Raw genomic sequence first — 13834 nt, 5'->3', positions numbered from 1 at the left:
ACTCGGACGTATGAAGATGCGTGACGCTTACGCGCGGCTGCTGACGTAACAGACGGTCAGGAGAACTGGCTCAGGCCAGGTGTGCCGGCAACGATCTCGTCCATGGCATCGGCGCCGATCTTCTCGCGGCCGAACTTGAACAGTTCGCGCGCGACGCTCTGGATCTCGCCCATGCCGAGGCCGAGACCCATCAGCTTGCTGCCCAGGGCCATGATGCCGCCGCCCATCAGGCTGCTCAATCCGCCACCGCCTTCCGACGATGCGATGGCTGCGTCCGCACCCGGAATCTGTTCGATCAGTGCGGTGACCGGCGCGGCCGGTGCTTCCTTGCGCAGGAACCCCAAGATAATGCCGATAGCCGTTTCAGCCACAGCTTCATCGATGCCGACCTTTGCGGTCAGCGCTTTGATTAATTCGTCCATGATGCCCCGCCTCACACCGGTTGAGTGCCGATGCCCTTATGTTGAAAAGTGATCTTGAGCCGCTGCGATTCGAATTACAAGCGCGCCAACTCGTCCGACGTGCGATTCAGTGTGATCGCGTATCGAGTGTTGCACCAATGCAAGAGCAAACGTGAAATTTTGGTCAATTGTTCGCAGATGCGACAATGCCGGACTTTGGAAACAGCAAAAAAATATGGCTTGCGTTTCGTCAGTAGAAACAACGGACGGGTTTCAGGTGTGGCGGGAACGCTTTGCGTTTCAATCGCTCGCCAAGATGCGGTAAGATCATGGTGAGCCGCAAATTTTTTGAAATCTTTTTCTTGATGCGTGCGACAGAGGCGATCCGATGGCGACCACCGAACTGAAGTCAGGCGATACCGACGGCAAGATCTTCATCGGCAAGGGCGACCAACCGGCATGGCTGACGCTGGCCCTCGGCAATCGCCACGGTCTCGTCACGGGCGCGACGGGAACAGGTAAAACCGTATCGCTGCAGGTCATGGCGGAGGGCTTTGCCCGTGCCGGCGTGCCGGTCTTCGCTGCGGATATCAAGGGCGACCTCTCAGGGATAGCCGAAGTCGGCGAGGGCAAGGACTTCATTTTGCAGCGCGCCAAGGAGATGGCGCTGACGTTCCAGCCCGATCAGTTTTCGACCGTGTTCTGGGACGTGTTCGGCGAGCAGGGACACCCCGTGCGCGCGACCATCTCGGAGATGGGGCCACTATTGCTGGCGCGGCTGCTCGATCTCAACGATGTGCAGGAAGGCGTGCTCAACGTCGCCTTCCGTGTCGCCGACGAGAACGGCTTGACGCTGCTCGACATGAAGGATCTGCGCGCGCTGCTCGATGCCATCGTGCCGATGACCGCCAAGAAGGACGAGGTCGATCCGCTTGCCGATGTCCGCAAGTCGGCCTTGAGCTTCGGAAACGTCACCAAGGCGACAATCGGTACCATCCAGCGCCAATTGCTTGTGCTGGAGAACCAGGGCGCCGATAAATTCTTCGGCGAGCCGGCGCTGGAGCTGAAAGATTTTCTAAAGACCGACCGCGACGGCCGCGGCATGGTCAATATCCTCGTCGCCGACAAGCTGATGTCGAGCCCGCGGCTCTACGCAACCTTCCTGCTGTGGCTGCTCTCGGAACTGTTTGAGGAATTGCCCGAAGTCGGCGATCTACCGAAGCCCAAACTGGTGTTCTTCTTCGATGAAGCGCATCTCTTGTTCAACGATGCCCCGAAGGCGCTGCTCGACAAGATCGAACAGGTGGTGCGCCTGATCCGCTCCAAGGGCGTCGGCGTCTATTTCGTCACCCAGAACCCGATCGATGTGCCCGATCGCGTACTCGCCCAGCTCGGCAACCGCGTTCAGCACGCCTTGCGCGCTTTCACGCCGCGGGACCAGAAGGCGGTGCAGGCGGCAGCACAGACCTTCCGTGCCAATCCGAAACTCGATACGGCCACGGTCATCACCGAACTCGGCAAGGGCGAGGCGCTGGTCTCGTTCCTCGAAGGCAACGGCACGCCAGCCATGGTCGAACGCATCATGGTGCGTCCGCCGACCGCACGTATCGGGCCGATCACGCCTGAGGAGCGCAAGGCGATCCTCGCGGCGAGCCCGGTGAAGGGCAAATACGACACCGCGATCGATTCCGAATCCGCCTATGAGATGCTGCAGAAGCGCATTGCCGGCACGGCGGCGACGCCCGCTGAGGCTGGCGACGCGGCGGGCGGCGGCGGATTCCTGGGCCAGCTCGGTGCGATCGTCGGTACCATCTTCGGCACCAATACCGGCCGCAACAGGCTCTCCACCGGCCAGGTGATTGCGCGGAGCGTCACCCGCAGCGTGACCAACAAGGTCGTCGGCGGCATCGTCGCCAATGTCGGCAAGCAGATCGGCGGCTCGCTGGGAAGCTCGATCGGTCGCGAGATCGTGCGCGGCACGCTTGGCGGGATTTTGAAGCGGTAAGCTTCGTCCGGACTGCCCGTTATGCACCCGCCCGCGGCTTTGCAGGTCCCGGCGCCATCTGCTACCCACCGCGGTCTGAACCGCGCCGTGCCGGCGGGTCTTTGAAGCGGGACTGCGAAGTGACGAAAAGTGACGGTGAAATGCCGGTTTTGCGGTGGCCGTCCTTGCGGCAGCCGCTGGACGTACTGTTTCTTCTGACCTGCGTCCTGCTGACCGCGGATGTGCTCGTCCCGGAAATCTTCGGTCACGGCAAGACCAAGGACTACGCGTTGTGGTTCTGGGCCGGGCAGCAGGTGTTGCATGGTGCGCCGCTCTATGAAGCGAAGACCAATGGGGCGCTGGACTTCATCTATCCGCCGCTGTCGGCGGTTTTGCTGGCGCTCCCGAGCTGGTTCGGCAAGGTCCCGCTTTATCTCCTGCTCTCGATCCTGAATTCGGCGGCCTGGGCGATCACCAGCCAGCTCTCCAATGCCATGACCGGTTCGAAGAAGATTCCGGCGGCGTGGCTTGCGGCGCTGCCGGGCTTTGCGACCATCACCTTCGTGTTCGACATGTACGATCTCGGCCAGCCCAATCTGGTGTTGCTGGCGATGATGCTGCTCGGCTTCTGGTGGATGCAGAAGGATCGGCCGTGGCTCGGCGGCAGCATGTTCGCGCTGGCGACGGCCATCAAGGTGTTCCCGGTGGCGGTGCTGCCCTATCTGTTGTGGCGGCGGCACTGGGCGGCCTCGGCCAGCATGATCATCTGCACGCTGCTGTTGCTCTATGTCGTGCCGGCGCCGTTTCGCGGCTTCGAACGCAATGCTGCCGAGGTGAAGACCTGGTACACGGAAATGGTCGGCTCCAGCTCCGAGAAGGGCTTCGGCCAGCGCGACGAGCAGAACTGGTCCTGGGTCAATCAGTCGATCATCGCGATGACGCATCGCCTGGTACGGCCGATCGACTATTTCCAGGACGATCGCAAGCGTGGATCGGCCACGATGAACGTGATCGATGTCAGCTACAAAACCGCGAACCTGATCGTGCTCGCCGTCTCCGGTCTGATCGGCCTCGGCTTCATCTGGTCGCTTTTGCCGCGATCGAAACTCACGCCGCGCTCACGTGCCGAAGAACTCGGCGTCCTGTTCTGCCTGATGACGGTGGCATCGCCGCTGGCGCGGCAATATTACTTCATGTGGCTGTTCCTGCCGCTCACGGTGCTGATGCATCGCGCCGCCGATGATCCCCGCCCGAATGTGCGGACCGGAACCTGGTCGCTGCTTGGCATCATTGGTGTGCTGATGGCGCTGTCGATCCCGGTCTTCCCGGCCATGCTGCAGGCCTGGGGCAACAATCTGCTGGCGACCGCGCTGCTGGCAGGCGGCCTGATCTGGCATATGCACCACCCGCCGGTGCTGCTAGATTCCACCGAAGTTCCGGACCATCACGCTTAAGGAAATTCGCTCATGTCCAATACGCAGCTTGCATCCGTTCTCGATCGCGTCGATGCCGATTTCGACAAGGCTCTGGAGCGGTTGTTCGCACTGTTGCGGATCAAGTCGATTTCCGCCGATCCGGCTTTCGCCGAGGACTGCAAGGCGGCCGCAAAGCATCTGGCCGGCGAGATCGAGGGCCTCGGCTTCAACGCCGAAGTACGGCCGACCGCAGGGCACCCGGCCATCGTCGCCACCGCCAAGGGCAACACCGGCAAGCGGCCGCATGTTCTGTTCTATGGTCATTATGACGTTCAGCCGGTCGATCCGCTAAACCTGTGGCATCGTCCGCCGTTTGAGCCGGTCGTCACCAAACATGCCGATGGCCGCGACATCATCGTTGCGCGCGGTGCGCAGGACGACAAGGGCCAGCTCTCCACTTTCGTGGAAGCCTGCCGGGCCTGGGTGAATGTCACGGGCTCGCTGCCGATCGATCTCACCATCTGCATCGAAGGCGAGGAGGAGGTCGGCTCGAAGAATTTCGTGCCGTTCCTCGAAGCCAACAAGAAGGATCTCGCCGCCGATTTCGCGGTGGTTTGCGACACCGGCATGTGGGACTCGTCGACCCCCGCGATCACCACGTCGCTGCGCGGCCTCGTCTATGAAGAGGTGAAGATCACCGCGGCCAATCGCGACCTGCATTCCGGCATCTATGGCGGCGGTGCGCGCAATCCGATCCGCGTGCTGACCAATATTCTCGGCAAGTTGCATGACGACAACGGCCGCATCACCATTCCCGGCTTCTACGATGGCGTGAAGGATCTGCCAGCCGACATTCTGGCGCAGTGGAAGAGCCTCGGTCTCACCGCGGAGAGCTTCCTCAAGCCGATCGGTCTCTCGATTCCGGCCGGCGAGAAGGGCCGCGAACTGATCGAGCAGATCACGTCGCGTCCGACCTGTGACATCAACGGCATTGTCGGCGGTTATACGGGTGAGGGCTCCAAGACCGTGATCGCCTCGCATGCGTCGGCCAAGGTTTCGTTCCGCATCGTCGAAGGCCAGGACCCCGGCAAGATCCGCGATGCGTTCCGGGCTTTCGTCACGTCGCAACTGCCGGGCGATTGCACCGCGGAGTTTCTTGATCACTCCAATGCGCCGGCCATCGCGCTCGACTGGAACATGAAGCCGCTCGCCGCTGCGCGCGATGCGCTGACCGACGAGTGGGGCAAGCAGGCGCTGCTGATCGGGTCCGGTGCGTCGATTCCCATCGTCGCGGATTTCAAGCGCACGCTGGGTCTGGACTCGCTCCTGATCGGCTTCGGCCTCGATGACGACAATATCCATTCGCCGAACGAGAAGTACGATCTGAAGAGCTTCCACAAGGGCATCCGGTCGTGGGCGCGGATCATTGCCGCGCTGGCGGATGTGAAGAAGTAAGCTCGCAATAGCCATCATTCCGGGGCGCGAGCGCCACTTGGCGATCGCGAACCCGGAATCTGGTTATGTGACTCACTATGGGATTCCGGGTTCAGTTCCGTCGCCTGCGGCGCCGGTTCTGCCCTCAGGCACACCAATTGGTGTGCCGGGGAATGACGGTGACGATGAGAGAGTCTGCCATGTTGACCCAGATCAAGGGCAGCGCTGGGCTCGCGTGGTCGAACGATAAAAAAGGGAGAACGCCGTGTCTGCATCCGAAATCGCCAATACTCATTTCTCTGCCGCGATGGCGGCAGCGCAGGCCGCCGGGGTCGATCAGGACAGCGTCTGTCGCTCCCTTGTGAATCTCGTGGTCTCGAAATATCTGGAGACAAGGACCGCGGCTGACGTCCAGTCGGAGCTGCGTTTCGTCGCCGACAATTGCGATCCCGACACGGACTTTGCGTTCATGCGGCCGTGATGCGCACTCGTCATTCCGGGTTCGCTCGCAGGTGCGGGCGCCCCGGAATGACGAGAAAACCAGAACAAAGAAAAACGCCGCCCGGAATTGGACGGCGTTTTGAATCACTGTGTAGAGGTATGTAACCCCTCTATAGCACCAAATCTCAGGTCTTGTAAGACGGATCGCGGCGGTCGAGCTTGCGCAGCATCGGCGGCCAGACCAGCTTGGTGGAGCGCAGCTCCGACCTCTCGGGGTTTGAGACCAGTTCGGCGTTCTTGTCGATCACGATCTGGTCGACCGGATAGGCGGTCGGGCCGAGCATACGGGTGCGGACCTGCATGGTGCAGGCGCGTTCCAGATAGTACATGCGCTCGAAGGCCGAAGCGACCGAGCGGCCGACGGTCAGCGTGCCGTGATTGCGCAGCAACATGGCGTTCTTGGTGCCGAGATCCTTCTGCAGGCGCGGGCGCTCGTCGTGATCGAGCGCGACGCCTTCATAGTCGTGATAGGCGAGTTCCGGAATCACGAGCTGAGCAGTCTGGTTCAGGGGCTGCAGGCCCTCCATGCAGGAGGCCACTGCCGTGCCGTCCGGCGTGTGCAGATGCATCACGCAGCCGGCGTCTTCGCGGACTTCATGGATCGCCGAATGGATGGTGAAGCCGGCCGGGTTGATGCTGTATTCGCTTTCGGAGAGCTGGTTGCCGTCGAGATCGACCTTGACCAGCGACGATGCCGTGATCTCTTCGAAGATCAGGCCATAGGGATTGATCAGGAAGTGATGGTCGGGGCCGGGCACGCGGGCGGAGATGTGAGTGTCGATGAGATCGTCCCAGCCGTAGAGCGCAACGAGGCGATAGGCCGCGGCGAGATTGACGCGCTGGGCCCATTCGCCCTCGCTCATATGCGACGGCACTTCCTTGAGGCGGGCTTCGGCTGGTGACATGTTGAGTGCTCCCGGATTGACTGGCAGTGTTTTGGCATTTGACTGATGCGAGCCTAGTCCCGCTCCGGCGGGGCAGCAAGCCGGACGGTTTGCGCGGCAGACATGCTTTCCGGGCGGCAGAAGGCCCGATCGCGACATTCAGGAACTAAAACGCGCGCGATAGTCCTGCGGCGTGGCAGAAAGTAATCGCAGGAAGCTGCGCCGCATGGTTTCTTCGGAACCGAAGCCGCAGCGTTGCGAAATGCGTTTCACCGGCAGTTTGGTTTCCGAGAGCAGCCGTCGCGCGGCCTCGACGCGCAACTGCTCGACCGCGCGGGCGGGCGTGACGCCGGTGGCGTCCGCATAGTGCCGGCTGAAGCTGCGCTCGCTCATGCCGGCCTGTTCGGCCAGCATGGGCAGCGAAATATCGTCGGCGAGATGCTTGCCGATCCAGTCATGCAGCGCGTCGAATTTGTCGTCCGCCGTCTGCAGCGACAATGCCGCGCTGAATTGCGACTGGCCGCCGGGGCGCTTGAGAAACACCACGAGATGACGCGCCACCATCAGCGCGACGTTGCGGCCGAGGTCTTCCTCCACCAGCGCCAGCGCGAGATCGATCCCGGCGGTCACGCCGGCTGACGTCCAGAACACGCCGTCGCGGACGAAGATCGGATCGGACTCCACATGCACGTTGGGAAAGCGCTGCGCGAGTTCGGAACACCAGGACCAGTGGGTTGCGGCACGACGGCCGTCCAGTAGGCCGGTCGCGGCGAGCAGGAAGGCGCCGGTGCAGACCGAGGCGGTGCGTCGCGCCTTGGCCGCGCGCTTGCGCACCCAGGCAACCATCGCGGGATCGGACGCGGCGGCATGGACACCGGGACCGCCGGCAATCAGGAGCGTGTCGATCGGCTCGGCGTGGCGCGGCAGATCGCTTGCAGCCAGTCCGAGGCCGGCAGAGGCGGTGACGCCATGGCCGCCGCGCGCGATCACGCGCAGCTTGTAGGGCGCGGGCTTGCCCTGACGCTGCATGATCTCGTTGACCGAGGCGAACACCTGAAGCGGGCCGGAGACGTCGAGCAATTGCACCATTGGAAAAGCCAGCACGTCGATGGCGCGCGGGATCGTCGAAACGGTGTTTGGCGGAGAACGAGGGGTCTTTGGCATTTCCGCCAGAGTGTGCCGGGCTAGGGTCGGCTTGTCCATTCACAAATATTCGGAGGAACCGATGATCCCGCCAGACCAACATCTCCAGATCGGCTCGCTGCTGTTCGAGGGGCTCGATCAGATCGATCTCACCGGCCCGTTCGAAGTGCTGTCGCGCATTCCCAATTCGACCTATCGCGTCTACGGCAAGACCGCCGAGACCGTGCGCGACTACAGGGGGCTCCGCATCACGCCGGATGCCGCTATCGCCGAGGCGCCCCAGCTCGACGTGCTGCATATCCCCGGCGGTTTCGGCCAGGAAGCGCTGATGGACGATACGATCGTGCTCGACTGGATCCGCCAGCAGTCGGGACATGCGCGCATCTTCTCGGTCTGCACCGGCGCGCTGATCTGCGGCGCCGCGGGATTGCTGATGAGCCGACGCGCCACCACGCATTGGGCATCGTTTCATCTGCTGCGCTATTTCGGCGCGACGCCGGTCAACGAGCGCGTGGTGATTGACGGCGACTGGATATTTGCTGCCGGCGTGACCTCGGGCATCGACGGCGCGCTGCGTCTCGCTGCCGAACTGCGCGGCGCCGAGGTGGCGCAGGGCATACAGCTCTTCATGGAATATGCGCCACAGCCGCCGTTCAACAGCGGCACGCCTGAAACAGCACCGGCCGCGGTACTGGCGCAGACCCGTCAGTCGGTGGCGAAGATCACTGCACAGCGCGAAGCCACGGCGCAACGGATAGCAACGAAGCTCGGCATCATCGTGCCGACAGCGGCGGAGTGAACGGCACGCGCGCGCCTGCACGACAATCAGAAGGAAGTACGATCATGAACCTTACCCATATCCACGCTTTCACCGCGGCGATGCAGCGCAAGGACCTCGACGCGATGCTCAGCCACATGGCCGACGACATCGTGCTGAAGACGCCGCTCGCCGCAGAGCCGTTCAAGGGCAAGGCGGCGATCCGCCCGGTGGTCACGGCGCTGCTCGGCGTCGTCGATAGGTTCGACTTTCGCGAAGTGCTGCAGGGACCCGAGCATGTCTCGGCATTCTTCGGCATCACGGTCGGCAGCGAACAACTCGATGGCGTCGACTACTGGCGTCTGAACGACGTCGGTCTGATCCAGGAAATGACGGTGTTGTGGCGGCCGCTGCCGGCCGCGCTTGTGGTGGAGAAGAAGCTGGCGGCAGCCGCGTAAGGCGGTGTTAGTTCTTGGGCCGCTTCGACACTTTGCCGGAGCGGCCGCGCGCCGTCGCGCTGTCGCGCAGCACCTGTCCGACGATGGCGGCGGCCTTGTCGATCTCCTGTTCGTTCCAGGCGGAAAAGCCCATGAACAATCCCTGGCCGGCGACAGGTCCGGCGAAATACATGGAGAGCGGACGGGCCGTCACGCCGAGTTTGGCCAGCCGCGCCGAAATTGCGCGATCGTCGCGATGTGGCTCCAGATAGGCGAGGAGCTGCATGCCGCCTGCCGGTGGTTCTATCGTCAGGTGATCACCGGCATGAGCGTGCAGCGCCTGCAGCAGATGATCGCGCCGGCTCCGATAGACGCGTGTCATCTTGCGGATATGTGCCGCGAAGTAGCCATCGTCGATGAATTCGGCCAGCGCATCCTGCACTGGTGCTGGCACGATATGGCTGCCGTGGCGCTGCGCCTTTTCAAAGAGATCAGCGAGATCCGGCGGTACGATGGCGTAGCCGCTGCGCACGTCTGAAAACATCGATTTCGAGAAGGTGCCGACATAGAACACGCGGCCATTGTCATCGAGGCCCTGCAGGGCGGCGACCGGGCGGCCGTCATAGTGGAATTCGCTATCGTAGTCGTCTTCGACGATCGCCGCGCCGATGTCATTGGCAAATGCGAGCAATTGCTGCCGCCGGCTGACAGGCATCAGCCGTCCGGTGGGATGCTGATGCGACGGCGTCACGAAGATCAGCTGTGGGCGATCGCGGCGGCCCTTGATGGAGAGGCCGCTGCGATCCAGCGAAATGCCGCGCATGTTCGCGCCGGCGGAGTCCAGCGCTGCGCGCGCGCCGCCATAGCCGGGGCTTTCGACCCAAGCGAGATCGCCGGCATCGAGCAGCACACGGGTAATCAGTTCGAGCGCGGCCTGCGCCGACGGCATGAGAATGATCTGGCGCGCCTCAGCGCGCACACCGCGATACGCGACGAGATGGCGGAGCAGTGCGTTGCGCAGCGAAGCGCGGTTGATGGCGGGATCGCCCGTTGATCCGCGTCGCGCAGCGCGGCGCAGGCAGCGCGCCCAGATGTCATGGGGAAACAGCCTGGCGTCGGCCAGCGCCGGCGCCAGCGGCAACGGCCGCCCATTGTTGACAAACGGCCAGTCCGACGTCCGCACACGCTCGGCCCAGCGCGACACCGCGAGCGGTTTGGGCCTCCTGTGCGGGATATTGCGTCCGGTGAGCAGCGCCTTGCGCTCGGCGGCGGCGACCGTGGGGCGTCGCCCCTGTGCGACGTCGAGATAGCCCTCCATCGCCAACTGATCGATGACGGTGGAGACGGTGTTGCGCGCGAGGCCGAGCTGCAGCGCGCAGTCGCGGCTCGACGGCAGGCGATGGCCCGGCGGCAGCGCGCCGCTCAGGATCGACGCACGGAGCTGATCGTAGAGCTGCCGCGTCAACGTTTCGCCGCTTGCGGACCCGCGCTCGATATCGATCAGCCCCGCGAGAATGTCGCCCATCAAACTGGCTCAGTCATTTTTACTGGAATGGATCTTTGATTGGGGCCAGTAAAACCTAGTGTCCTCGGTCTGTCGAGTGCGCCATGCACCGAAGACGTGAGATGAAGCCATGTCCGAACATCCCCTGTCGCGCCGCACGGCGCTGCTGCTGTTTGCCGTCGTCGTGACCATGTGGGGGCTGAACTGGACGCTGACGAAATTTCTGGTACAGCACATTTCGCCGCTGTGGTCGGTGGCAATCCGCGCCGTGATTGCCACGCTCGCTCTGGCAGCCATTACGCTCGCGCGCCGGCAATTCATCGTGCCGCGGCGCGGCGACATGCCTGTGATCGTCAGTGTCGCGGTGCTGCATATGGGCCTATTCTCGGTGCTCGTTGCCTTCGGCCTGCAATTCGTGCCGGTCGGGCGCTCCATCGTGCTCGGCTACACCACGCCGCTCTGGGTCGCGCCGGCCGCTTGGCTGCTGCTGCGCGAACCCGTTCCGAGGGAACGTCTGTTGGGCATTGTCCTCGGACTTGCCGGCATCGCTGTCATGTTCAACCCGTCGGCATTCGACTGGAGCAACGGCAATGCATTGATCGGCAGTGGGCTGCTGTTGCTCGCGGCTTTGTGCTGGGCGGCGAACATCGTCTATGTCCGCGGCCACCGCTGGATCTCCGAGCCGTTTCAACTCGTGTTCTGGCAGGCGCTGCTCGCGAGCGTGCTGCTGACCACGCTGGCGCTGATGCGCGAAGGTGTTCCTGACATCGCATGGACGCGCGAACTTGTCGGAGCACTGCTGTTTGGCGGGATCTTTGGCACGGCGCTGGCGCACTGGGCGATGGTGATCATCAACCGCAGCCTGCCGGCGACCATCACCTCGCTTGGTCTGCTGGCGACGCCGGTGATGGGCGTTGCGATTTCCGCGCTGGTGCTGGGCGAAGCGATCGAGCTGTCGCTGATCGCCGCCATGGCCATGATCCTGGGCGGGATTGTCATCGGAACGATGTCGCTCAAGAGGCCCGATGCAGCAGTGGCTGCGCAGCCTATCCCAGCTGCCGCCCGACCATCTCGCCAATCGCCTTGAACACCGTCTCCAATTGCGGGGCCGTCGGCGTGCCGCCCTGCGTATAGGCGGCGATGACAACGGGCTGGTCCGGCTTCGGCCAAGTCACGGCGATGTCGCCGGCGGCGTCCTTGCCGTTATTGCCGGTCTTGTCGCCGATCTTCCATGCCTTCGGCAGCCCGGCGCGCAGGCGCTTGTCGCCGGTCTTGCAGTTCACCATCCAGTCGGTGAGCTGGTTACGCGAGGCGGATGTCAGCACGTCGCCGGTCACGAAGCGTTTGACGTTGCCCGCCATCGCGGCGGGCGTGGTTGTGTCCTGCGGATTGCCGGGACGCGAACGGTTCAATAGCGGTTCGTTGTGATCGAGGCGCGAGACGCTGTCGCCGGTCCTGTTCCAGAAGGCCGTGAGGGTGGCCGGACCGCCGACGCGCGCCAGCAGCATATTGGCGCAGGTGTTGTCGCTGAGCTCGACGATGGCCTTGCACATGTCGGCAACCGAGAGCGCGCCCTTGGCAAGATTGTCGCGCGCGACCGGCGCATATTGCAGAAGGTCGGCGGCGGCATAGGCGATCATCTGATCGGGCTTGTCTTCGCCGCGGTCGATGCGGGCGAGCACGCAGGCGGCGAGCGAGGCCTTGAACGTGCTGCACATCACGAAGCGCTCATTAGCGCGCCACGCGATCTTTGCGCCCGTCTTCAGGTTCTCGGCATAGACGCCGATCCGCCCGCCGGTGTCGCGTTCATAAGCCTGCAACGCTGCCGGCGCGTCCTTTGCCGTTTCCTTGGCAAAGGCCGGCCAGGCCATGAGCGCCGGCGCAGCCGCCAGCAATGTTCGTCGATTGATCATCATGGCGTGTCATTCGCGGGCGAAGAGGGAGAATTGATGGCGGGCGATTGGGTATCGGCAATTTCGCGGGGAAGGGGATTGCGCTACACTCTGATTCTGGCGCAGCCCACGCCTCCCCCCTCCAGCGGGAAAGTATCGATCATACCGGGCTCTCTGATCACCGAACCAACTGTTCGAGCATCAAGCATAAGGAGGGGTTGTGACAACGCTCGCACCAGGAGGTTCTCACGATGCGTCTTTCTGCGCCTGTCTACCAATTGAAGCGCAAGGCCAGGCTTCTTTCCCGCACCGATAACATTCCGCTGCACGAGGCACTCGACCGGATCGCGGTGCAGGAAGGCTTTGCGGCATGGAGCCTGCTCGTCGCCCGGATGTCTTCGGCCACGCCGGCGGCGAAGCTGTTCGAACAACTGTCTCCGGGCGATCTCGTGCTGGTCGGCGCGCGCCCGGGCCATGGCAAGACGCTGATGAGCCTGAAGCTCGCCGTGGAGGCGATGCGATCCGGCCATCGCAGCGTGTTCTTCTCGCTGGAATACGCTGAAAAGGACGTACTGGACCGTTTCAGTGCCATCGGCGCGGACCGGGCGCGTTTCGACGGCCTGTTTGAATTCGACAATTCCGACGACATCAGCGCCGATTATGTCGTCCGGAAACTGGCGGACGCGCCGCGCGGCACGCTTGTGGTGATCGACTATCTGCAACTGCTCGATCAGAAACGCGAGAACCCGGCATTGATGGTGCAGGTGCGCGCGCTGCAGTCATTCGCCAGGGAGCGCGGGCTGATCTTCGTCTTCATCTCGCAGATCCACCGGTCCTACGATCCGGCGGTGAAGCCATATCCCGATCTGGAGGATGTGCGGTTGCCGAATCCTGTCGATCTCGGCCTGTTCAGCAAGACGTGCTTTCTGAACAACGGCGACATCAGGTTCCAGGCGGCGCGGTAGGATGTGAGCCGAACCGCTTAGCGAGATCATCGCTAGGCGGTCGTCGCCGGACCGCGATAGTCAGCCAGCCGGGATGAAGCGGAGGGTGCCTGCTTGACGTGTTGGCTTGCCGGTGTCGTTCGTATGATTGATGCCGTCCATGACAGGCACCTCAGGGAAATCGAACGGGCTTACCCCGTCCAGGCAAGCCACGTTCACGGCATACAGGTTCTGGTCAGATCGCCGCTGATGATGCGTGTAGATTCCGCAGCGGGAACAGAAGAAGTGCTGCGCCGATCCGGTATGGAAGCGGTAGGTTGTCAGCGCATCCTCGCCCTGCAGGATCTTGATCCCGCCCATTTCCGCCATGACGACGACCGCACCCCGCATCCGGCAGTAAGAACAGGTGCAGCGGCGGATCGAATTGAAGCCATCGCTGAGCGTCGCCTCGAAACGCACCGCGCCGCAGTGGCACTGGCCAGCCCGAACCTTTGTGTCGCCCGACATCCTGCCTGTGTCTCCTGTGGCGATCCCGGCG

The 13834-nt window shown here is 63.1% G+C and carries 14 protein-coding genes; 8 read left to right on the top strand and 6 right to left on the bottom strand.

The genetic code is table 11. From position 1 onward, the window contains the following. Positions 1-56: 56 nt before the first annotated feature. Complete coding sequence (locus AB8A33_RS16280) at positions 57-422, bottom strand: DUF2267 domain-containing protein (protein WP_439093695.1); 366 nt, start codon at positions 420-422, stop codon at positions 57-59. Positions 423-789: 367 nt separating this feature from the next. On the opposite strand from AB8A33_RS16280, the gene AB8A33_RS16275 reads away from it, so the two are divergent. From AB8A33_RS16275 to AB8A33_RS16260, 4 genes are all read left to right on the top strand, one after another. Next, the gene (locus AB8A33_RS16275; protein ID WP_439093693.1) at positions 790-2406 is read left to right on the top strand and encodes a helicase HerA-like domain-containing protein; all 1617 of its coding nucleotides are present in this window, start codon (positions 790-792) and stop codon (positions 2404-2406) included. Positions 2407-2546: 140 nt separating this feature from the next. After that, a complete protein-coding gene (locus AB8A33_RS16270; protein ID WP_439095950.1) occupies positions 2547-3839 on the top strand; it encodes a glycosyltransferase family 87 protein in 1293 nt (430 codons plus the stop codon). Positions 3840-3851: 12 nt separating this feature from the next. Then, positions 3852-5255, top strand: a complete 1404-nt coding sequence (locus tag AB8A33_RS16265) for a M20/M25/M40 family metallo-hydrolase (RefSeq protein WP_439093691.1) — start codon at positions 3852-3854, stop codon at positions 5253-5255. A 244-nt stretch (positions 5256-5499) separates the two neighbouring features. Next, positions 5500-5715, top strand: coding sequence for a hypothetical protein (locus tag AB8A33_RS16260; RefSeq protein ID WP_439085685.1), 216 nt, complete (start codon positions 5500-5502; stop codon positions 5713-5715). Between the two features lie 145 nt (positions 5716-5860). Here AB8A33_RS16260 and AB8A33_RS16255 read toward each other — a convergent pair whose 3' ends face one another. Both AB8A33_RS16255 and AB8A33_RS16250 read right to left on the bottom strand, forming a co-directional pair. Next, positions 5861-6640, bottom strand: a complete 780-nt coding sequence (locus AB8A33_RS16255) for a class II aldolase/adducin family protein (protein WP_068734284.1) — start codon at positions 6638-6640, stop codon at positions 5861-5863. 138 nt (positions 6641-6778) lie between these two features. After that, the gene (locus tag AB8A33_RS16250) at positions 6779-7783 is read right to left on the bottom strand and encodes a GlxA family transcriptional regulator (RefSeq protein WP_439095949.1); all 1005 of its coding nucleotides are present in this window, start codon (positions 7781-7783) and stop codon (positions 6779-6781) included. Between the two features lie 61 nt (positions 7784-7844). Between AB8A33_RS16250 and AB8A33_RS16245 the strand changes: the two genes are divergently transcribed. Both AB8A33_RS16245 and AB8A33_RS16240 read left to right on the top strand, forming a co-directional pair. After that, the gene (locus AB8A33_RS16245) at positions 7845-8561 is read left to right on the top strand and encodes a DJ-1/PfpI family protein (protein WP_439093690.1); all 717 of its coding nucleotides are present in this window, start codon (positions 7845-7847) and stop codon (positions 8559-8561) included. 44 nt (positions 8562-8605) lie between these two features. After that, complete coding sequence (locus AB8A33_RS16240; protein WP_439093689.1) at positions 8606-8977, top strand: nuclear transport factor 2 family protein; 372 nt, start codon at positions 8606-8608, stop codon at positions 8975-8977. Between the two features lie 7 nt (positions 8978-8984). On the opposite strand, the gene AB8A33_RS16235 is transcribed toward AB8A33_RS16240, so the two are convergent. After that, positions 8985-10481 carry a PLP-dependent aminotransferase family protein gene (locus tag AB8A33_RS16235; protein WP_439093688.1) on the bottom strand — a complete coding sequence of 499 codons (1497 nt, stop codon included), beginning with the start codon at positions 10479-10481 and terminating at the stop codon, positions 8985-8987. A gap of 109 nt (positions 10482-10590) precedes the next feature. On the opposite strand from AB8A33_RS16235, the gene AB8A33_RS16230 reads away from it, so the two are divergent. Beyond that, a complete protein-coding gene (locus tag AB8A33_RS16230) occupies positions 10591-11547 on the top strand; it encodes a DMT family transporter (RefSeq protein WP_439093687.1) in 957 nt (318 codons plus the stop codon). Here the strand turns inward: AB8A33_RS16230 and bla are convergent. Then, entirely contained in the window at positions 11507-12376 is an 870-nt protein-coding gene (bla, locus tag AB8A33_RS16225; RefSeq protein WP_439093685.1) for a class A beta-lactamase, read from the bottom strand. The two genes, AB8A33_RS16230 and bla, sit on opposite strands and share 41 nt — an antisense overlap. Before the next feature lie 227 nt (positions 12377-12603). On the opposite strand from bla, the gene AB8A33_RS16220 reads away from it, so the two are divergent. Then, positions 12604-13317 carry a DNA helicase gene (locus AB8A33_RS16220; protein WP_439093684.1) on the top strand — a complete coding sequence of 238 codons (714 nt, stop codon included), beginning with the start codon at positions 12604-12606 and terminating at the stop codon, positions 13315-13317. 60 nt (positions 13318-13377) lie between these two features. Here the strand turns inward: AB8A33_RS16220 and AB8A33_RS16215 are convergent, their stop codons facing one another. Beyond that, positions 13378-13803, bottom strand: a complete 426-nt coding sequence (locus AB8A33_RS16215; RefSeq protein ID WP_439093682.1) for a GFA family protein — start codon at positions 13801-13803, stop codon at positions 13378-13380. Positions 13804-13834 lie beyond the last annotated feature (31 nt).

It is taken from the genome of Tardiphaga sp. 813_E8_N1_3 (assembly GCF_051811025.1).
Classification (GTDB): domain Bacteria; phylum Pseudomonadota; class Alphaproteobacteria; order Rhizobiales; family Xanthobacteraceae; genus Tardiphaga.
This window is presented reverse-complemented; position numbering and strand designations above follow the sequence as displayed.